General features: G+C 50.9%; 19 protein-coding genes and 1 pseudogene. All 20 read left to right on the forward strand.

The features are described 5' to 3' along the window. The first annotated feature begins 6 nt into the window (after window positions 1–6). The 20 genes and pseudogenes from fliS (at window position 7) to flhB (ending at window position 19,531) form a co-directional block, all read left to right on the forward strand. Window positions 7–417 carry a flagellar export chaperone FliS gene (gene fliS / locus LZP69_RS12650; RefSeq protein WP_234201025.1) on the forward strand — a complete coding sequence of 137 codons (411 nt, stop codon included), beginning with the start codon at window positions 7–9 and terminating at the stop codon, window positions 415–417. 256 nt (window positions 418–673) lie between these two features. Next, window positions 674–2,107, forward strand: a complete 1,434-nt coding sequence (locus LZP69_RS12655; protein WP_326490266.1) for a sigma-54 dependent transcriptional regulator — start codon at window positions 674–676, stop codon at window positions 2,105–2,107. Window positions 2,108–2,545: 438 nt separating this feature from the next. Next, the gene (locus LZP69_RS12660) at window positions 2,546–3,637 is read left to right on the forward strand and encodes a sensor histidine kinase (protein WP_234201026.1); all 1,092 of its coding nucleotides are present in this window, start codon (window positions 2,546–2,548) and stop codon (window positions 3,635–3,637) included. After that, window positions 3,630–4,982 (forward strand): sigma-54-dependent transcriptional regulator, encoded by a 1,353-nt coding sequence (locus LZP69_RS12665; protein WP_234201027.1) that lies wholly within the window; start codon window positions 3,630–3,632, stop codon window positions 4,980–4,982. The genes LZP69_RS12660 and LZP69_RS12665 overlap by 8 nt, the downstream gene beginning before the upstream one ends. A gap of 204 nt (window positions 4,983–5,186) precedes the next feature. Then, window positions 5,187–5,519, forward strand: a complete 333-nt coding sequence (gene fliE, locus LZP69_RS12670) for a flagellar hook-basal body complex protein FliE (protein ID WP_234201028.1) — start codon at window positions 5,187–5,189, stop codon at window positions 5,517–5,519. 67 nt (window positions 5,520–5,586) lie between these two features. Further along, window positions 5,587–7,284, forward strand: a complete 1,698-nt coding sequence (gene fliF, locus LZP69_RS12675) for a flagellar basal-body MS-ring/collar protein FliF (RefSeq protein WP_234201148.1) — start codon at window positions 5,587–5,589, stop codon at window positions 7,282–7,284. Window positions 7,285–7,333: 49 nt separating this feature from the next. Beyond that, window positions 7,334–8,323 carry a flagellar motor switch protein FliG gene (fliG, locus tag LZP69_RS12680; RefSeq protein WP_442800685.1) on the forward strand — a complete coding sequence of 330 codons (990 nt, stop codon included), beginning with the start codon at window positions 7,334–7,336 and terminating at the stop codon, window positions 8,321–8,323. Continuing rightward, window positions 8,323–9,330 carry a flagellar assembly protein FliH gene (gene fliH, locus LZP69_RS12685; RefSeq protein ID WP_234201030.1) on the forward strand — a complete coding sequence of 336 codons (1,008 nt, stop codon included), beginning with the start codon at window positions 8,323–8,325 and terminating at the stop codon, window positions 9,328–9,330. The genes fliG and fliH overlap by 1 nt, the downstream gene beginning before the upstream one ends. Next, window positions 9,299–10,639, forward strand: coding sequence for a flagellar protein export ATPase FliI (fliI, locus tag LZP69_RS12690; protein ID WP_234201031.1), 1,341 nt, complete (start codon window positions 9,299–9,301; stop codon window positions 10,637–10,639). The genes fliH and fliI overlap by 32 nt, the downstream gene beginning before the upstream one ends. Window positions 10,640–10,691: 52 nt before the next feature. After that, the gene (fliJ, locus tag LZP69_RS12695) at window positions 10,692–11,138 is read left to right on the forward strand and encodes a flagellar export protein FliJ (protein ID WP_234201032.1); all 447 of its coding nucleotides are present in this window, start codon (window positions 10,692–10,694) and stop codon (window positions 11,136–11,138) included. A 123-nt stretch (window positions 11,139–11,261) separates the two neighbouring features. Further along, the gene (locus tag LZP69_RS12700; protein ID WP_234201033.1) at window positions 11,262–11,579 is read left to right on the forward strand and encodes a hypothetical protein; all 318 of its coding nucleotides are present in this window, start codon (window positions 11,262–11,264) and stop codon (window positions 11,577–11,579) included. 546 nt (window positions 11,580–12,125) lie between these two features. Continuing rightward, window positions 12,126–13,802, forward strand: coding sequence for a flagellar hook-length control protein FliK (locus LZP69_RS12705; protein ID WP_234201034.1), 1,677 nt, complete (start codon window positions 12,126–12,128; stop codon window positions 13,800–13,802). A 123-nt stretch (window positions 13,803–13,925) separates the two neighbouring features. Then, on the forward strand, window positions 13,926–14,447 hold the full coding sequence (gene fliL, locus LZP69_RS12710; RefSeq protein WP_234201035.1) for a flagellar basal body-associated protein FliL: 522 nt from the start codon (window positions 13,926–13,928) through the stop codon (window positions 14,445–14,447). A gap of 34 nt (window positions 14,448–14,481) precedes the next feature. Continuing rightward, window positions 14,482–15,507 (forward strand): flagellar motor switch protein FliM, encoded by a 1,026-nt coding sequence (fliM, locus tag LZP69_RS12715; protein ID WP_234201036.1) that lies wholly within the window; start codon window positions 14,482–14,484, stop codon window positions 15,505–15,507. Between the two features lie 26 nt (window positions 15,508–15,533). After that, window positions 15,534–15,917: a flagellar motor switch protein FliN gene (fliN, locus tag LZP69_RS12720; protein WP_234201037.1), complete on the forward strand. Its 384-nt coding sequence runs from the start codon at window positions 15,534–15,536 to the stop codon at window positions 15,915–15,917. Window positions 15,918–15,929: 12 nt separating this feature from the next. After that, window positions 15,930–16,376, forward strand: a pseudogene (gene fliO / locus LZP69_RS12725) (flagellar biosynthetic protein FliO); the annotation flags it as partial. A gap of 165 nt (window positions 16,377–16,541) precedes the next feature. After that, the gene (fliP, locus tag LZP69_RS12730) at window positions 16,542–17,249 is read left to right on the forward strand and encodes a flagellar type III secretion system pore protein FliP (RefSeq protein WP_326490268.1); all 708 of its coding nucleotides are present in this window, start codon (window positions 16,542–16,544) and stop codon (window positions 17,247–17,249) included. Window positions 17,250–17,252: 3 nt separating this feature from the next. Next, entirely contained in the window at window positions 17,253–17,522 is a 270-nt protein-coding gene (gene fliQ / locus LZP69_RS12735) for a flagellar biosynthesis protein FliQ (RefSeq protein ID WP_234201039.1), read from the forward strand. Between the two features lie 17 nt (window positions 17,523–17,539). Continuing rightward, complete coding sequence (gene fliR, locus LZP69_RS12740) at window positions 17,540–18,337, forward strand: flagellar biosynthetic protein FliR (RefSeq protein ID WP_234201040.1); 798 nt, start codon at window positions 17,540–17,542, stop codon at window positions 18,335–18,337. Window positions 18,338–18,397: 60 nt separating this feature from the next. Beyond that, complete coding sequence (gene flhB, locus LZP69_RS12745; RefSeq protein ID WP_234201041.1) at window positions 18,398–19,531, forward strand: flagellar biosynthesis protein FlhB; 1,134 nt, start codon at window positions 18,398–18,400, stop codon at window positions 19,529–19,531. Window positions 19,532–19,553 lie beyond the last annotated feature (22 nt).

The raw sequence follows: 19,553 nt of genomic DNA on the forward strand, positions 1-19,553 counted from the left end.
TTAAATATGCGTGGTTCAATGCAATCATATCGTAAAGTGTCTGTTGAAAGTGATTTAGCCGTAGCCTCTCCCCATAGAGTGATCCAGATGCTGCTTGCCGGTGCATTAGAGCGATTGGCGCAGGCCAAGTGTGCCATCGAACAGGGCAATGTCCCCTTACGTGGTGAACTACTGGGTAAAGCCATAGGCATAGTGGCGGGATTAAATGCCAGCTTAAATATGGATACCGAGGGGGACGTGGCGAACAACCTGACCCAACTATATGATTACATGTTAAATCGTATGTCACAGGCCAATATTAACAACGATCCTCAAGCAATCGATGATGTTGTCGCCATTTTAAAAACCATTAAAGAGGGGTGGGATGCTATTCCTCAGAGCGAGCACCATATCGCTTCACAGGCGGCTTTAGCTTGATCTGTTTCGTTGCTTTTTTGTCAAACGTCAATGCATTGGCGTTTGACTTATTCAATGCAGATTATTTGCGCGAAAACTGGATGAGACAGCCAGAAAGTGAATCTGGCACTTGCTAATGTGATGCTGATAATACACTATTCTGGCTTAAGGTTTTTTTATCTGTAGTGGGTGGGATTGCTATCCCCGTTTTTTAAGCAACGAACACTAATAATTAATGCGAATGAATACAAAGCGCTTCGCTTCATGGCTTTCTTAAATGATGCAAACAGATCAACGAATTCTTCTGGTCGGTAATCAGTCCGAACGGGTCAATCGCTTATCGTGTATTTTTGAGTTTTTGGGTGAACAGGTAGAACTACTTGTTATTGATAAACTCGAAGAGCGCGTATTGAAAACACGCTATCGAGCTGTTGTGATTATCAACGATGGGCACTCAACAGAGTTATTACAGTCCGTTGCTTCAGCATTACCCTGGCAGCCTATCCTGCTGCTAGGACAAGCTGCCAATTTCACAGCCTCTAATCTTCTGGGATGTATCGAAGAGCCGCTTAGTTATCCTCAACTGACTGAACTTCTGCATTTTTGTCAGGTTTTCATGCAGTGCAAGCGGCCAGATGTGCCAACCAGCGGTAATCAAACCAAATTGTTTCGAAGCCTGGTCGGACGCAGTGAGGGGATTGCCAATGTGCGCCATCTTATCAATCAGGTTGCCTCTTCTGACGCTACAGTCTTGGTTTTGGGCCCATCGGGGACGGGTAAAGAGGTGGTGGCGCGTAATGTTCACTATATTTCCGATCGCCGTGACGCCCCCTTTATTCCGGTTAACTGTGGTGCCATTCCGCCAGAACTGTTAGAGAGTGAACTTTTCGGCCATGAAAAAGGTTCGTTTACCGGAGCCATCAGTGCCCGTAAGGGACGCTTTGAATTGGCCGAAGGCGGCACCCTGTTCCTCGATGAGATTGGCGATATGCCACTGCAGATGCAGGTAAAGTTGCTGCGTGTGCTACAGGAGCGGGTATTTGAACGCGTCGGTGGCAGTAAGCCCATCAGCGCGAATGTGCGCGTAGTTGCCGCGACTCACCGCGATCTGGAGCAGATGATTGCTGATGGTGAGTTCCGCGAAGATCTCTTCTATCGCCTGAATGTATTTCCCATTGAAATGCCATCTCTAAGTGAGCGCAAAGATGATATTCCCTTGCTCTTGCAGGAGTTGGTCAGCCGTGTCTATAACGAGGGACGTGGAAAGGTGCGTTTTACACAACGCGCTATTGAATCATTAAAGGAGCACGCCTGGTCAGGTAACGTGCGTGAACTCTCCAATCTTGTAGAGCGTCTGACCATTCTCTATCCGGGCGGATTGGTGGATGTGAACGACTTGCCAATCAAGTATCGTCATATCGATGTACCCGAATACCAGATCCAGATGAGCGAAGAGGAGCTGGAGCGTGATGCCTTAGCGTCTATCTTTAGTGACGATATAGAGGTCGATATTCCAGAGACCCGATTCCCAAGCGAGCTGCCGCCTGAAGGGGTGAACCTCAAAGATCTTCTGGCCGAGCTTGAAATCGATATGATAAGGCAGGCGCTGGATCAGCAGGATAACGTAGTGGCACGGGCTGCAGAGATGCTTGGGATCCGCCGTACTACCTTAGTGGAGAAGATGCGTAAATACGGTATGAGCAAAGAGTAGGATTAAGACTCTGGTTGCCAATGCTTAGATACACTAGCTTAGATCCTCGAGCTTAGATAAAGGCCCAGTTATAGGGCCTTTCTCTTTTCTGCTTTATCTTTTCTACTTTAGCTTTCTGGTTTTTGCTTTCAGTTTTCCTTGCCACTTTTTCCTTTTACTGTCACTTTCAAATTCATTTGCACATTCATTTGCACATTCATTTGCTGTTTAGGCTGTGCTAGCACGGCTCTGTCTAGGTTTTTTAGGTTAAGTTATTCAAGATACGCATTTTTTAGCCTGCTTATTCGATTTTTTCGTAAAAACGCCTACATTTATAAGTCAAAAGACGGATGGAATGCAGCTTGTGTTAGCCGTTGTTTTAGATGATCTTTTATTGGCATAAAATCTGCATTAAACCTGCATAAAATCCGACAGCTGCAATTTTTTGACGGAGTGGTAATGACCGCTAGCCCTAAAATCGATCTTTCCAATGATGCTCAGCCAGGGAGTCCGGCGCCGAGTGTGGTCGCCAATGACACGCGATCCAGCACTATGGAGCATATACTTCAGGCCATGCCTTCGGGTGTGGTGATCATCAATGGGGATGGGATAGTCACAGAGGCTAATCCTGTGGCAGTGCAGCTACTGGGTGCCCCTTTAATGGGAATGAAATGGCTGCAGATCATCAACCGCGCCTTCTCGCCAAAAGATGATGATGGCCATGAGGTCTCACTGAAAAATGGTCGCCGTGTGAAGCTGGCCATCACGCCGCTCACCCCAGAGCCAGGGCAATTGATAGTCTTGACCGACCTGACTGAAACCCGTCTATTGCAAAAGAATATTTCCCATCTGCAACGCCTCTCGGCTCTGGGAAAGATGGTGGCCAGTCTGGCGCATCAGGTCCGAACGCCCTTGTCGGCTGCGCTGCTCTATGCGTCTAATCTCGCCAGTCCCAAACTGGATCAACTCTCTCGCGCCCGTTTTCAGGGTAAGCTTATCGACCGGCTTAATGAACTTTCTCAGCAGGTGGATGACATGTTGCTGATGGCCAAAGGACGTCAGCAGGAGTTAACCGATGTCACAAGCATGGAAGAGGTTATCGAGGCGGTGGTCGCCAATTGTGAGCCTATTGCCGAGCGTAAACAGTGTCAACTGCAGCTGGATATTCAATCTCAGTTAACCTTTCAGGCGAACAAATCTGCGCTTAGTTCGGCGATAAATAACTTAGTGATCAACAGTATCGAGGCGGGGGCAAGCCAAGTCTGGCTGCGGGCGCTGGATAAAGACAAACAGATCCACTTTGAAGTGGTCGATAACGGTAAAGGCCTGGACAAGTCGATGCAGCAACAGGCACTGGAACCCTTTTTTACGACTAAGGCACAGGGCACTGGACTTGGGCTGGCCGTCGTACAGACTGTGGTAGGGAATCACCAAGGTCGTTTAACCCTCGATTGTGAACAAGGCAAGGGCTGCCGCGCATCGTTTCAGTTACCGGCATTAAAACAGCAGCCGGTCGCAGCAGAATCCTTGGAGGAACGTCACTATGGCTGATGTCAGCATCTTGTTGGTGGAAGATGACAACGCCCTGAGAGAAGCTTTGGTCGATACCCTGATGTTAGCCCAATATCAGTGTGTCGATGTGGGCTCGGCAGAGGAGGCGATCATCGCCCTTAAGTCACAACGCTTCGATATGGTGATCAGTGACGTACAGATGGAAGGGATAGGCGGTCTTGGGCTGCTTAACTTTCTGCAACAGAATAACAGCCAGATCCCGCTGCTCTTGATGACAGCCTTTGCCACCATAGATAATGCGGTTAACGCCATTAAGCTCGGCGCGGTGGATTATCTGGCGAAACCTTTTGCACCTGAGGTGTTACTCAATCAGGTGTCTCGTTACTTAAAGCCTGCGCTGGTTGAAAACCAGCCCGTGGTGGCCGACGAAAAGAGTCTGGCGCTGTTGGATCTGGCGCAGAAGGTGGCCAACTCAGATGCCTCTGTGATGATAATGGGGCCGAGCGGCTCGGGCAAAGAGGTGCTGGCGCGTTATATTCATCAGCACAGTCCCAGAGTGGACGCGCCATTTGTGGCGATTAACTGCGCCGCGATCCCAGAAAATATGTTGGAAGCCACCCTGTTTGGCTACGAGAAAGGGGCCTTTACCGGAGCCTATCAGGCCTGTCCGGGTAAGTTTGAGCAGGCTCAGGGCGGCACTCTGCTGCTCGATGAGATCTCAGAGATGGAATTAGGACTGCAGGCCAAGCTACTGCGGGTGCTGCAAGAGCGCGAAGTCGAGCGTCTTGGTGGCCGTAAGACCATTAAGCTCGATGTGCGCGTGCTGGCGACCTCTAACCGGGACCTTAAAGCCACTGTGGCCAAGGGGGAGTTTAGGGAAGATCTCTACTATCGCATCAATGTGTTTCCCTTAACTTGGCCGGCGCTGGCTCAGCGCCCCGCCGATATTTTGCCTCTGGCGCGTCACCTGGTGCAGCGTCATGCCAAGCAATCTGGCCTTGCTTTACCGCCTAAGCTGGATGAGGCGGCTAGTCGCAGATTGTTGACTCACAGGTGGCCGGGTAATGTGCGTGAGCTGGATAATGTGATTCAACGCGCCTTAATCTTGCACTGTGGCGACACTATAGGTGCGGGCGATATTATTATCGATAATCAGGATGTAGTGAGCTTTCCCGAACCGGATTTCGATGCCAGCAGTAAAGAGGCCGGGCTCGATGGCCTGGGGGATGAGTTAAAGGCGCAGGAGCATGTGATCATCTTAGAAACCTTGTCTCAGTGTAACGGCAGTCGTAAGCTGGTGGCTGAGAAGCTTGGAATAAGCGCCCGCACCCTGCGTTATAAGATGGCGCGTATGCGTGACGCCGGTATTCAGATCCCCGCCTAATTCGAAAATCTGAATAGCCGCATTTAGTATTAGGTAGAAACACGGGATCATTCCCGTGTTTTTGTTTGTTAACTTTAGCTTTCACCTTTTATTTTTATTTTCTTCCTTAACCATCTCCCGCGCTTTTCTATTGTTGGCAAATATTTTGCAGTGTCTTGGCTAACAGGGTTTTATCGTCAATTTCACGACGACACAGAGGTTAGTATGCAGATAGGCGCCAATTCATTACTACAAGAGATGCAATCGCTGTCAGCCGAGATTAAGCCGGGCACCATAGCTCCCAGCATGACTCAACAGATCGCCAATACCAGTGGCAGCGATTTTGGTCAGCTTTTATCTCAGGCCGTTGGCAGTGTGAATGCCTTGCAGGCTAACTCTTCTCAACTTCAGAGCCGATTGGACATGGGCGATACCCGTGTTTCCCTTTCAGATACAGTGATCGCCCGTGAAAAAGCCAGCGTGGCTTTCGAGGCCACAGTGCAGGTGCGTAATAAGCTGGTGGAAGCCTATAAAGAGATCATGAGCATGCCGGTCTAGGGCATCAACAACTTCTCTTATCAATAGAAACAATAATAAGCGGTAGGTAGCGATAGTGAGCACAGAGATGGTGGTGGGAAGCAATTCCACCGGGACAGTGAATACTCAGACCAGCGGGATCCAGGAAGAGCGTAAGTCCAGCGATGGCATGTTCGGTAACGTCGAGATGCTGCGTCAGGTGACTATGATCCTGGCATTGGCCATCTGTCTGGCGTTAGCCGTATTTGTGATGCTGTGGGCTCAGGAACCTGAATATCGCCCCCTAGGTAAGATGAGTACCCAGGAGATGGTGCAGGTTCTGGATGTGCTGGATAAGAACAAGGTGAAGTATCAGATTGATGTTGATGTGGTCAAGGTGGCTGAAGATCAATATCAAGAGGTAAAGATGATGCTCAGCCGCTCAGGCTTAGACACTAAGGCGAGTGAGAGCGATTATCTGGCACAGGACAGTGGTTTTGGCGTGAGTCAGCGCATGGAGCAGGCGCGTCTGAAACACAGTCAGGAGCAGAATCTGGCGCGCACTATAGAAGAACTGAATAGCGTGAGTCGTGCCAAGGTGATTTTGGCGATTCCCAAAGAGAATGTGTTTGCCCGCAGCCGTTCTAACCCCAGCGCGACTGTAGTGGTGAGTACCCGCCGCGCCGGACTGAGCCAGGAGGAGGTCGACTCCATAGTCGATATCGTGGCCTCGGCGGTACATGGCCTAGAGCCTTCTCGGGTCACAGTGACAGATGCCAGTGGCCGTTTGCTTAACTCCGGCAGTCAGGATGCCACCTCATCTCGCGCCCGCCGCGAGCTTGAGCTGGTACAGCAAAAAGAGGCCGAGTATCGCAACAAGATAGATGCGATCTTAATGCCTGTACTTGGGCCGGAAAACTTTACCGCTCAGGTGGATGTCAACATGGATTTCACCGCCGTTGAGCAAACCGCCAAGCGTTTTAATCCTGATCAGAATGCCGTGCGCAGCGAGATGAAGGTGGAAAATCTCTCCAATGGCGGCACGACGGGCGGCATTCCCGGCGCCTTGAGTAATCAGCCGCCGATGGAGTCGAATATCCCTCAAAACGTGTCCGAGACCCAGGGGACATCCACAGTGCCCGGCTCAAGCCATAAAGAGGAAACCCGCAATTTTGAGCTGGATACCACCATCAGCCATACCCGTCAGCAGATTGGCGTGATCCAGCGTGTGAGTGTCTCAGTTGCGGTTGACTTTAAAACTGGTGCAATCGGCGAGAATGGTCAGGTTACCCGGGTGGAGCGCACCGAGCAGGAACTGTCGAATATTCGCCGTCTACTGGAAGGCGCCGTGGGATTCAACACCCAGCGCGGCGATGTGATTGAGGTGGTGAGTGTCCCATTTATGGATCAGCTTATCGAATCAGCACCACCACTTGAGATGTGGCAAGAGCCTTGGTTCTGGCGCGCGGTGAAGTTAGTGTTAGGCGGCATCATTATTCTGGCATTGATCCTTTTTGTAGTGCGTCCCATGCTGAAACGTCTTATCAATCCCGAAAGCACTAGCATGCCCGAAGTGCCCTCACTGGGAGATGAACTTGCCGATATTGAAGATCAATTTGCCACAGACACCTTAGGCATGCTTAACAGGCCCAATAGCGAATACAGTTATAACGATGATGGTTCAATATTGATCCCAGATCTGCACAAAGACGATGATATGATCAAGGCTATCCGTGCCTTAGTGGCTAATGAGCCGGAACTCTCAACCCAAGTGGTCAAAGGTTGGTTACAAGAAAATGAACGATAGAACGAATATCGATGCCGTGGGCGAGTCTCGGGATTTCAATGTTAGAGAGATGTCGGGTATCGACAAGACTGCCATCTTGTTACTGAGTCTCAGTGAGTCCGATGCCGCCTCAATCCTTAAACACCTGGAGCCTAAGCAAGTGCAGAAGGTGGGGATGGCGATGGCGGCCATGAAAGATTTTGGCCAAAACAAGGTCATTGGCGTACACAAGCTGTTCCTCGAAGAGGTGCAGAAATATTCGGCCATAGGTTTTAACAGTGAAGAGTTTGTACGCAAGGCGCTGACCGCTGCGCTGGGCGAAGATAAGGCGGGTAACCTTATCGAGCAGATAGTGCTGGGTAGCGGTGCTAAGGGACTCGATTCCTTGAAATGGATGGACGCCAGACAGGTGGCCTCTATCATTCAAAACGAACATCCGCAAATTCAGACGATTGTACTCTCCTATTTAGAGCCAGATCAGGCGGCAGAGATCTTCGCCCAGGCACCGGAAAACACCCGTTTAGACTTGATGATGCGTATCGCTAACCTCGAAGAGGTGCAACCTGCGGCCCTGCAGGAACTGAACGATATCATGGAGAAACAGTTTGCCGGTCAAGGGGGCTCCCAGGCTGCCAAGATGGGCGGCCTGAAAGCGGCGGCGAACATAATGAACTATCTGGACACAGCAGTGGAGAGTCATTTGATGGAGACGCTGCGTGATGCCGATGAGGAGATGGCACAACAGATCCAGGATCTGATGTTCGTGTTTGAGAACCTGGTCGATGTTGACGATATAGGGATGCAGACCCTGCTGCGTGAAGTGCAGCAGGATGTGCTGATGAAGGCGATGAAAGGCGCCGATGATCAGCTGAAAGAGAAAATCCTGCGTAACATGTCCAAACGTGCGGCCGAGTTGTTAAGGGATGACTTGGAAGCCATGGGACCCATCAGGATAAGTGAAGTGGAACTGGCACAAAAAGAGATCTTATCAATTGCCAGACGTCTGAGCGATGCCGGTGAAATTATCCTTGGCGGCGGCGCCGGAGAAGAGTTCCTCTAATGACAAAGCAAAATGAAGCCCAAAATCTAGGAAGGGCTGAGAAGGATTTTAGTCACTGGCAGCTGCCGGATATGACCATAGTCGAGCAGGCGCCTAAGGAAAACATCTTTGGCCGCATGTCGCCAAAACGTGCACCGCAAGAGGTCGAAGAGGCCATCTTGCCGCCCACGCTCGAAGAGATAGAAACCATACGTGCCGAAGCTGAGGCAGAAGGGCGTGAACAGGGACATCAGCAGGGCTATCAGGACGGCTTGGAAAAAGGGCGCCTAACTGGCTTAGAGCAGGGGCATAATGAAGGGTTTTCTCAGGGGCTTGAGCAAGGGCTGCAACAGGGACTGAATGATGCCAAGCAGCAGGTCGAACAGTTTGAACACCTGATGCAGCAACTGACCGAGCCTCTCGCGCTGGTGGACATAGAGATAGAGCAGAGCCTGGTGACGCTCGCCATGACACTGGCCAAGGCGGTCATAGGTCATGAGCTAACAACCCATCCTGAACATATTCTTACCGCCCTGCGTCAGGGCATAGATGCCTTGCCGCTGAAGGAGCTGGGCGCCAATGTGCGTCTGCATCCTGAGGATAGGGCGCTTGTCGAACAGCTTTATGGCAGCGCGCAGTTAGAGAGAAACCACTGGCAACTTGAAGTCGACCCCAGTCTGCAACGGGGCGAGTGTCTTGTGACTAACCATCGCAGCACTGTGGATATGGCCCTGGAGCATAGAATCAATACTGTGTTTGCCGGGCTGAGACAAACCGATGCCCAGCTTGAACAGCTGAGGCAGAAAGAGATCGCCGCTCAGCAAGAAACCGCGCGCCAGCGACAGCAAAGGGCTGAGCAGGAGGCCGCAGAACAAGCGGCGCAGCTCGATGCCGAAATAGCGGACGAGAGTGAAAACGACCTGCCATTTCAACAAGAAGCGCAACCAGAAACTCACACAATAAACCAGCAAAAAAACCAGCAAACAGGTCAGCATAATGCAGAGCCGTCAACAGCAGCTGCTGAGTAAATTTAAACGTCATATCAAGCAAACTTCCGCTTTTGTTGCCGATGCCAGTGGACAGTTGGTGCGTGTGGTGGGCTTGACCCTGGAAGCCACCGGATGTCGTGCTCCCGTGGGTAGCCTCTGCAGCATAGAGACCATGGCCGGAGAACTGATCGCCGAGGTGGTGGGGTTCGATGACAAACTCCTTTATTTGATGCCCATCGAAGAGCTAAAAGGGGTAATGCCCGGCGCCAAAGTGACGCCGCTGGGAGAGCAGGCGGGGATCAATGTGGGGCTGGGACTTCTGGGCCGAGTACTCGATGGTAATGGTGTGCCCCTGGATGGTTTGGGGCACCTGAATACGGAACAAAAGGCATCGCGCCACAGTGCCATGCTCAACCCTCTGGCGCGGCGGGCGATCAGCGAGCCGTTGGATGTCGGGGTGCGGGCAATAAACTCCATGCTGACAGTAGGTAAAGGGCAGCGTATGGGACTGTTTGCCGGTTCGGGCGTGGGTAAGAGTGTACTGCTAGGGATGATGACCCGCGGCACGACCGCCGACATTATCGTGGTGGGCCTGGTGGGTGAGCGTGGCCGCGAGGTAAAAGAGTTTATCGAGGAGATTTTAGGTGAACAGGGGCGCGCTCGCTCTGTAGTAGTGGCAGCACCAGCCGATACTTCACCCCTGATGCGCCTTCGCGCCTGTGAAACCTCGACCCGAATCGCCGAATATTTTCGCGATCTTGGCTATAACGTCCTGTTGCTGATGGACAGTCTTACCCGTTATGCCCAGGCTCAGCGGGAGATTGCCCTTGCCGTCGGTGAGCCGCCAGCGACCAAGGGGTATCCGCCCTCAGTGTTTGCCAAGCTGCCTAAGCTGGTGGAAAGGGCCGGTAATGGTGGTGCGGGCCAGGGTTCGATCACCGCATTTTATACTGTGCTCACCGAAGGGGACGATTTGCAAGACCCCATCGCCGATGCGGCGCGAGCGATTTTAGATGGTCACATCGTTTTGTCCCGCTCGCTGGCCGACAGTGGCCATTATCCGGCGATCGATATCGAAGCTTCCATCAGCCGTGTGGCACCTATGGTGATTTCCCCTGCACATCTTGAGGCGAGCCGTCGGGTGAAACAGATGTACGCCTTGTATCAGCAGAATAAAGATCTTATCTCCATTGGAGCTTACAGTCAGGGCAGCGATCCGCGCATCGATAATGCCATCCGCCTGCAACCTGCCATGAGTGCCTTCCTGCGCCAAACTACCAAAGAGTCGGTGAGTTTCGATTCCAGCGCACTGATGCTAGGGCAGCTCAGCGCCCAGTGTCATGATTGATGCTAGTTTTGGATAACTGGCGTTTAAGTTAGTAGTGGAGAATGCCGGGAAAATGGCGAAAAGCGATCCCTTAGATACAGTGTTAAAACTCACCCTCGACGCCGAAGAGCAGGCATCCTTGCAGCTTAGATCGGCGCAGCTGACCTATCAGAAGTGTCAAGATCAGCTCAATGCCCTGCAGCAGTATCGTCTTGACTATATGAAGCAGATGGAGCAAAAACAGGGACAGGTGATCAGCGCCAGCAATTATCATCAGTTTCACCAGTTTATCCGCCAGATTGATGAAGCCATCACCAAACAGCATTTTGCCGTGACCGAGACAGATAAGCAGCGTCACATCGCTCAGAAGCGTTGGCAAGATAAGCAGCAAAAGCGTAAAGCGGTTGAACTCTTGCTGGAGAAGAAGGCGCATAAGCGTCAGTTACGCGAGATGAAGCAGGAACAAAAGCTGATCGATGAGTTTGCCATGCAGCAGTTTTTTAGAAAGCCAGGGCGTTAAGGTGTGGCTGTCTCGTCACTGACGCACAAGATTGACATGTAAAAGGAATTGGATATCTTTAATGGGTTACATTTTGTAATTTAATGGATTAATCGAATTTTAATAAACTCATAAGGGATTTATATGAAGCTAACTAATCTAATATTGACTGCCATGGTAGGGCTTGCTTTCAGTTCACTTTTCACAATCACACATGCTGCGGATGAGGCTCATCAAACAGTAGCACAAGAAAACAGAGAAGCGATAACAATCGATCCTGTGACTCAGGAAATGAAATATGCAGATGTCCCTCCTGCGCCTTGTCAGACGGGCGGTTGCTCCGAAACACGTTCATCTACATTTGAAACCCTTACCGAGTATGTCACTCTTACTCTGGTGTTCTCCTATTTTGATGGCGAGTTCATATCGGTAAATGCAACGAACACTAAACATCCGAAATAGGGTAATACAAGTAGGGCGTGTTTATCTTTCAAGTTTGTTTTTGCAGCAGTTTGTTGGAAATTTATACAAGCAAGCACTTTTGATGTGTGGTTATTCCACATGAAAAAGTGCTAACGCCGTAGAAATGACAACAAACGCTGCCCTGCGGGTTCGGTTAAAAGCATTTTACTCTTTGTTATGAGCTGATTTGCTTAGATGACTAGGCGCCATAGCTCATGCCGCGATTAAAATACTTTTGTCTCGAACAAAAATTAAACAGCAAAGATAAACACGCCCTAATATTCAGTCATATTTGAATCTGTTTGTCGCTGTATTCAAGGCAGGATAAATCTATCTTAATTTTTCCTGCCTTGGTTAAAGTCCATCATCGCTTTGTCCATCATTTTTCTCTTCTGGCAAACAATCTCATCTGGTTGCATGATTTGTTCATAGTCAGTTTGTTCATACTTGGCATTTTATTTGCTGTAAACAAGATTATCTCAATGAGACAGCGAATAATTGACGCTGACAACGCCTGCCATGGCCTTGTTTTGTGTCGGGAGAAGTATGGCGCAAATGAATTCAGTGTTGTTACCTGTCATGGAAACAGGCAGCGATAAGGTGAAAATGGGAGCCCATCAAAAGGGGGGTTCTGAACTGAGCGCAAAGGAAACAGGGGCTTCTAACGGCTCGGCGTTTTCCTCTGCCTTGGCACAGCTATCTTCAGCGGATAAGTTATCTTCAGCGGATAAGCCAGCTGCAAATCAAAATGGGTCATCTGAAAAGCCCGCTATCGAGCAGGACTCAGAGGTCAATACTCGCCTTCTTACTAACGATAATGCTCAGATTGAGGGCGAACAGGCAAAGAGCGAACAGGAAGTCGCTTATGTGCTGCAACAAATCAACTTCGCCAATCAGTTACATCAGGAACAGCAAGGTGATAAACAGGAGTTTGCCGCAGGCGGCGAGGAGTTGCCGCTTAATGACGAGCTAGCTCACTCCAACCAAGCTCATCTCGACCAAGCCCAGGCCGACCAAGCTCATGTGGACCAAGTCAATGCCGAGCTAGTCCATTTCGAGCTAGTCCATGCCGAACTAAATAGTAAACACGCCTCTTCTCACAGCCTATTAGCCCAATTAACACCCGAAGAGATTGACTCCTTGGTTAACCTCTCTGGATTGCAAACTGAGCAGCTGAATGCCTTGCCAGCAGAGATGCTTGAGGCGCTGTTAAGTGAAGCCGGGGCGTTTTTTAGTGATGCTGACAATCTGACTCAAACAGGTGAGGTAACCGATGAGCTGGTTAACTTAATTCAGCTTGCCGAGGCCTGGTTAAATCAGCATCCGATGACGAGCAAGAGCGACAGAGGCAGTATCGAAAAAGCGGCAGCATCTCAGTTAGTCGATGGGGCTAACTCTCATGAAAAAATAGTGCAGGACAAGATAGCACTGGACAAGTCAGGGCTGCAAAAGATGGTGTCCCAGGCTGGCAATGGTCAGTCAGGCAATATACAGAGAGGCGATGGTCAGCCAGGCGATGAACAGACTGGTGTTAGTCACAAGATAGCCTCTAACGCTAACCTGGATACCCAGCTCAATAAGGCCGAGCTGCAGCAAAAGGTTAATCTCAGCGATGCCAGACTGAGTGTGGCGCTAAACAATGTAGCTGAACTCCGTGGCGGTGAATCTGGCGCTGAGCTTGGGGATAACACCCATAAAGCGGGCCAAAGTGTCGGCGGTTTGACCCTTATCCGTAACGAGGCGCCAGCACAATATCAGTTGTCGTTAAAGCCTCAGGGGGAAGCGGCGCTACAGATGCAGGAGATGATCCACAAGTTCTCTCCTGTGATGCGCCAGCAGCTGATCACCATGGTGAATCAAGGGGTGCAGCATGCTGAGATCCGGCTCGACCCGCCCGAGCTTGGGCAGATGATGGTACGCATTCAGGTACAGGGAGATCAGACTCAGGTGCAGTTTCATGTGACTCAACATCAGACCCGGGACTTGGTTGAGCAGGCCATGCCCAGATTGCGGGAGATGTTAAGTGAGCAGGGATTGCAACTGAGTGACAGTCATGTATCCCATGGCGGTCACGGAGAGGCAAACGCCAACGGCGATGAGGCTGGTACAAACACCTTAGCTGGGCTTGGTGACAGAGAGCTGGATGAAATATCGGCAGAAGAGCCTTTAATTATGTCGGATCAGGCAACAAGTTACCGCTCGGGTATAGATTATTACGCATAAGCAGGTACCCTATGGGGCACTTTGGCTTAGGGCTGAAACATAGCCTGAAAATAGGCCTTGAAAACAGGCTCTGAAAACAGAATTGCGCATCATCATGAGCACGAGTCATGATAGGAAAGAGATATGGCAGTAGAACCCGCATTATTATTAGAAGAAACCAAGGTGGCAAAGAGCCGCAAAGTCTTAATCATCTTTATCGGTATCGCATTTGCCGTGCTTTCTTGCATCGCTGTCGGTCTATGGTTCTTTTTGGGAAATGATGCAGATGAGCGTAAAGCGGCTCGAGCAGCTACCCAGGCGCAAGACGCTAAGGTCAATGATAGCCGCGAAGCCTTCTATGTGGGAATGCCAAGACCCTTTCTGTTTAACCTGCCTGGCGCCGATCGCTCGCGATTAGTGGAGATACGGGTGCAGTTAATGGTGCGCGGAAGCGATGATGATGTGCTGATTAAAAAGCATATTCCGCTTATCGAAGATAGCCTGTTAACCACCTTTAGTGGCGCGAATGTTCAGGCGTTAAGCTCTTTGGCGGGCAAGGATGAGCTAAGGCATTTGGCTCTGCTGAGCGTGCAAAATACGCTGCAGTCTGTGACTGGCAGAAGAGTGGTTGAGAAAGTGTTATTTACCGGATTTGTGATGCAATGATGGCATCTCATTATTTAGCAGATAGGGCGATATTGTGAGTGATCTATTAAGCCAAGACGAAATTGATGCGCTGCTGCATGGCGTCGATGATGTTGAAGAGGAAGAGATAGGTAGCAGCTTAGATGCGCGCGCCTATGATTTCTCTTCTCAGGATCGTATCGTCCGTGGACGCATGCCGACGCTGGAAATTGTCAATGAGCGTTTCGCCCGTCATCTGCGAATTAGCATGTTTAACATGATGCGCCGCAGCGCCGAGGTGTCGATCAACGGCGTGCAGATGCTTAAGTTTGGCGAATATGTCCATACCCTGTTTGTGCCAACCAGCCTGAATATGGTGCGTTTTAGTCCGTTAAAAGGCACGGCACTGATCACCATGGAAGCCCGCTTGGTGTTTATCTTGGTGGACAACTTCTTCGGGGGTGACGGACGCTTTCACGCCAAAATTGAAGGCCGTGAATTTACCCCAACTGAGCGTCGCATTATACAGCTGCTGCTGAAGATCATTTTTGAAGATTACAAAGAAGCCTGGTCACCCGTGATGGATGTCGAGTTTGACTATATCGACTCTGAGGTGAACCCAGCCATGGCCAACATAGTCAGCCCCACTGAGGTGGTGGTGGTCTGCTCTTTCCATATCGAAGTTGATGGCGGCGGCGGGGATTTCCATATCACACTGCCTTACTCCATGATTGAGCCCATTCGTGAACTGCTCGACGCTGGTGTGCAGAGCGACACACAGGATACCGACATGCGTTGGTCTCAGGCTCTGAGGGATGAGATCATGGATGTCGAGGTTGGCCTAGATGTGACTGTGGTGGAAAAACAGGTTTCTCTAAAAGAGGTAATGGCATTAAAGGCTGGGGATATTATTCCGGTGGAGATGCCAGAGCACATAGTGCTGAGGGTGGAAGATCTGCCCACCTACAGATGTAAATTGGGTCGCAGCGGCGATAACCTGGCGCTGAATGTGCGGGAGAAGATCCCCAGACCCGAAACGGTGAAAACCGAGTTGCAATTAGTACGCCGCAAGGGCAAGGCCCGCGAATTTAGCAATATTTAATTTAATTGAGTGTGAAAGGTAAAACGATGAGCACAGAAGATTTAGGTGATGATTGGGCTGCGGCCATGGCCGAACAGGCGTTAGAAGAGGCCCACGCGGTCGAGCTGGATGAACTTAAAGACAGTTCAACGCCCTTAAGCGCTGATGAGGCGGCCAAGCTTGACACTATCATGGATATTCCTGTGACCATCTCTATGGAAGTAGGGCGCAGCTTTATCAATATTCGTAACCTGCTGCAACTCAACCAGGGCTCTGTGGTAGAGCTGGACAGGGTGGCCGGTGAACCTTTGGATGTGATGGTCAATGGCACTCTGATTGCCCACGGTGAAGTGGTCGTGGTTAACGATAAGTTTGGTATTCGTCTGACGGATGTGATCAGCCAGACCGAACGGATCAAGAAGCTGAAATAGGGAGCCTTATTGATGGCGATTTCAGCCTTGATATCACTAGCAACGGCACCGGCAACGGCCAGCTTGAGCAGTGACACACTCACTCAGAGCTCAACGACTCAGAGCTTAACGACACAGGGTTCAACGGCACAGCTACAAACTGCGGCCGAACAAGGTTCGGCGTTGAGCACTATGTCCAATATGCTGGGCGGCTTGATTGTCGTCCTGGCGCTGATCTTCCTGCTGGCCTATCTGCTAAAACGGCTAAAGCTAGTGCAGAACAATCACAGCGTGCTGAAAACATTAGCTGTGACTCCCCTTGGACAGAAGGAGAAACTGGTGCTGGCGCAAGTGGGCGATCAGCAGTATCTGCTTGGGGTGACCGCGCAGCAGGTAAATCTGATCGATAAGCTAGATATCCCGGTTAATGTGGAATCCAGTGCCTTTGCCAGCCGGTTGCAGCAGGCCCGTTCTCAACAGGCAGCGCCTCAACAGGCCTATTCTCAACCGGAAAGAAATACTCGAACCCAAATCGAGCCCACCCTGAATCCTTCAGAAGATAGAGCCGAAGCTTTGCGCGGCGACGAAAAATAAATCATGAAGATAAACATTCCATTCGCCTTAATTGGCTTGATCTTCTGTACCATGCTGCCAGAGCTTGCCTGGGCGCAAGATGGGATCTTACCTGCGGTCACAGTCACCACAGGTCCGGATGGCGAAACCCAGTATTCGGTCACCATGCAGATCTTGCTGCTGATGACGGCGTTGAGTTTCCTGCCAGCCATGGTGATCATGCTCACCTCCTTTACCCGTATTATCGTGGTGTTGTCGATTCTGCGTCAGGCCATAGGTCTGCAGCAGACACCCTCGAATCAGGTGTTGATTGGTCTGAGTATGTTTATGACCTTCTTCATCATGTCGCCTGTGTTCACCAAGATCTACGATAGCGCGGTCCAGCCCTATATGAATGATGGCTTGACCATAGAGCAGGCCTATGAGGTGGGGAAGGAGCCGTTAAAGGCATTTATGCTGGCTCAGACGCGGATCACGGATCTGCAAACCTTTATCGATATCGCTGGCTATGACAATATTCCCTCCCCCGAGGCGGCGCCTATGCAAGTGCTTATTCCCGCCTTTATCACCAGCGAGCTGAAAACCGCGTTTCAGATAGGTTTTATGCTGTTTGTGCCATTTCTGGTGCTGGATTTGGTGATCGCCAGTATCCTGATGGCCATGGGTATGATGATGCTCTCGCCCATGATTGTCTCGCTTCCCTTTAAGATCATGTTGTTCGTGCTGGTGGATGGCTGGACTCTGGTCATGGGCACCCTGGCTAACAGTTTCGGGAGTTAGCCTATGTCTCCCGAAGCCCTAGTCGATATTTTCCGTAATGCCCTGACAGTCATAGTCACTATAGTGTCTATGATAATCGTGCCCGGTCTGGTGGTCGGCCTTATCGTGGCAGTATTTCAGGCGGCGACCTCGATTAACGAGCAGACCTTAAGCTTTCTGCCACGCCTGTTGACTACCTTGCTGGCCTTGATGTTTTTAGGGCATCTGTTGGTGCAGACCATGATGGAGTTTTTCATGGAGATGGTAAATTTGATCCCCTCGGTCGTAGGCTAAAGGCAGGCTAAAGCCAGATGGAGATCCTGATGTCGACCCTGATGCAGACGCTCTCGGCCTACCTGTGGCCGCTGTTTCGCGTCTCTAGCATGCTGATGGTGATGGCGGTGTTTGGCGCCACCACCACACCGACCCGGGTGCGCCTGCTGCTGTCGGTTGCCATCACTGTCGCCATCGCTCCCGTACTGCCTGTCAATACTGATACTGAGCTCTTCTCTTTTGCCGCCGTGTTTGTGACGGCTCAGCAGGTGGTGATAGGGGCCGCCATGGGCTTTGTCACTTTGCTTGTCATGCAAACCTTCGTGCTGACGGGGCAGATAATTGGTATGCAGACCAGCTTAGGTTTTGCCTCCATGGTGGACCCCGCCTCAGGCCAGCAAACACCTGTGGTGGGTAACTTCTTTCTGCTGCTGACCACTATGATCTTCTTGGCGGTGGATGGCCATCTGGTGTTGATCCGCATGCTGGTGGCGAGTTTCGAGACCATTCCTGTGTCCAGTCAGGGGCTGGCGATTGCCAGTTATCGCACCCTGGCCGAATGGGGCGCCTATATGTTTGGCGCCGCGCTGACCATGTCTATCTCTGCCATAGTCGCTTTACTCTTGATTAACCTCTCCTTTGGGGTGATGACCCGCGCCGCACCTCAGCTGAACATCTTTGCCATCGGCTTTCCTGTGACCATGGTCAGTGGCCTGATCATTCTTTGGCTGACCCTGACCCCTATCATGGCCCATTTCGATGAGGTCTGGCGTTCGGCGCAATTGCTGCTCTGCGACATAGCTCAGTTGCAATGTCGTGCCGATGGGAGCTTCTGATGACAGTTAAGTGTGACAGTCGTCGAGACTGTTTTGGTTTAATGCCGATGGGAGCATCCAATGGCTGAAAACGAGAGCAGTCAGGAGAAGACAGAAGAGGCCACCCCCAGGCGACAGGAACAGGCGCGTGAAAAGGGGCAGGTGGCTCGCTCAAAAGAGCTGGGTACCTCGGCTGTGCTTATGTCATCGGCGATCGGATTTGCCCTTATCGGTCCTGATATTGGTCGCGCCCTTATCGATGTGATGACCCGAATGTTCACCCAGGACAGGGCGGCCATTTTCGATACCAACTCGCTACTCAATGTGTGGTGGCTGGTGCTTAGCGAGCTGGCGCTGCCGATCCTCAGTCTGGTGGGATTTTTGGCTCTGGTGGCGTTTCTTGGCAATATCGTCATAGGGGGGATCGCCTTCTCCACCAAGGCTTTTATGCCTAAGGCCAGCAAGATGAGCCCCAAGAGTGGTTTTAAGCGAATGTTTGGTGTGCAGGCACTGGTGGAACTGACCAAGGGGATTGCCAAGTTTTCTGTGGTGGCGATTATGGCCTACCTGCTGCTGAGCTTCTACTTTACTGATATTTTAACCCTGTCGGCTGGGCATCTGCCGGGTAATGTCTATAACGCCTTGGATCTCCTGATCTGGATGTTCATTATTCTCTGCTCATCGACTGTGGTGATAGTCGTTATCGATGTGCCCTATCAGATCTGGAACCACAACAAACAGCTGCGTATGACCAAGCAGGAGATCAAGGATGAATATAAAGATACCGAGGGGCAGCCCGAGGTAAAAGGCAGGGTGCGCCAGATGCAGCGTGAGATGGCCCAGCGGCGCATGATGAGCGAAGTGCCCAACGCCGATGTGATAGTGGTAAACCCAGAACATTACGCCGTAGCGGTAAAATATGATGTCACTAAGGCGGCGGCCCCCTATGTGGTGGCAAAAGGGGTGGATGAGGTCGCCTTTAAGATCCGTGAGACAGCCCGAGAGCACGATGTCGCCATCGTCTCGGCGCCGCCACTTGCTCGTGCGATTTATCATACTACCAAGATAGAACAAGAGATCCCCGAAGGGCTGTTTACCGCCGTGGCTCAGGTGCTGGCTTATGTGTTCCAGCTGCGCCAATATCAGAAGAAGGGTGGTAAGCGCCCAACGCCAATTCCTGTTAATCAGCCCATTCCTGACGAGTTAAAACATTAAGTTTTACTGCAAATTTGCTGTA

This window comes from Shewanella sp. AS1, from assembly GCF_021412565.1.
Classification (GTDB): Bacteria; Pseudomonadota; Gammaproteobacteria; order Enterobacterales; family Shewanellaceae; genus Shewanella.

Excerpts from the sequence above, each read along its gene's own strand:
- fliS (WP_234201025.1), top strand. The coding sequence starts at position 7 with ATGCGTGGTTCAATGCAATCATATCGTAAAGTGTCTGTTGAAAGTGAT.
- LZP69_RS12655 (WP_326490266.1), top strand. The coding sequence starts at position 674 with ATGATGCAAACAGATCAACGAATTCTTCTGGTCGGTAATCAGTCCGAA.
- LZP69_RS12660 (WP_234201026.1), top strand. The coding sequence starts at position 2,546 with ATGACCGCTAGCCCTAAAATCGATCTTTCCAATGATGCTCAGCCAGGG.
- LZP69_RS12665 (WP_234201027.1), top strand. The coding sequence starts at position 3,630 with ATGGCTGATGTCAGCATCTTGTTGGTGGAAGATGACAACGCCCTGAGA.
- fliE (WP_234201028.1), top strand. The coding sequence starts at position 5,187 with ATGCAGATAGGCGCCAATTCATTACTACAAGAGATGCAATCGCTGTCA.
- fliF (WP_234201148.1), top strand. The coding sequence starts at position 5,587 with ATGGTGGTGGGAAGCAATTCCACCGGGACAGTGAATACTCAGACCAGC.
- fliG (WP_442800685.1), top strand. The coding sequence starts at position 7,334 with ATGTCGGGTATCGACAAGACTGCCATCTTGTTACTGAGTCTCAGTGAG.
- fliH (WP_234201030.1), top strand. The coding sequence starts at position 8,323 with ATGACAAAGCAAAATGAAGCCCAAAATCTAGGAAGGGCTGAGAAGGAT.
- fliI (WP_234201031.1), top strand. The coding sequence starts at position 9,299 with ATGCAGAGCCGTCAACAGCAGCTGCTGAGTAAATTTAAACGTCATATC.
- fliJ (WP_234201032.1), top strand. The coding sequence starts at position 10,692 with ATGGCGAAAAGCGATCCCTTAGATACAGTGTTAAAACTCACCCTCGAC.
- LZP69_RS12700 (WP_234201033.1), top strand. The coding sequence starts at position 11,262 with ATGAAGCTAACTAATCTAATATTGACTGCCATGGTAGGGCTTGCTTTC.
- LZP69_RS12705 (WP_234201034.1), top strand. The coding sequence starts at position 12,126 with ATGGCGCAAATGAATTCAGTGTTGTTACCTGTCATGGAAACAGGCAGC.
- fliL (WP_234201035.1), top strand. The coding sequence starts at position 13,926 with ATGGCAGTAGAACCCGCATTATTATTAGAAGAAACCAAGGTGGCAAAG.
- fliN (WP_234201037.1), top strand. The coding sequence starts at position 15,534 with ATGAGCACAGAAGATTTAGGTGATGATTGGGCTGCGGCCATGGCCGAA.
- fliP (WP_326490268.1), top strand. The coding sequence starts at position 16,542 with ATGCTGCCAGAGCTTGCCTGGGCGCAAGATGGGATCTTACCTGCGGTC.
- fliQ (WP_234201039.1), top strand. The coding sequence starts at position 17,253 with ATGTCTCCCGAAGCCCTAGTCGATATTTTCCGTAATGCCCTGACAGTC.
- fliR (WP_234201040.1), top strand. The coding sequence starts at position 17,540 with ATGGAGATCCTGATGTCGACCCTGATGCAGACGCTCTCGGCCTACCTG.
- flhB (WP_234201041.1), top strand. The coding sequence starts at position 18,398 with ATGGCTGAAAACGAGAGCAGTCAGGAGAAGACAGAAGAGGCCACCCCC.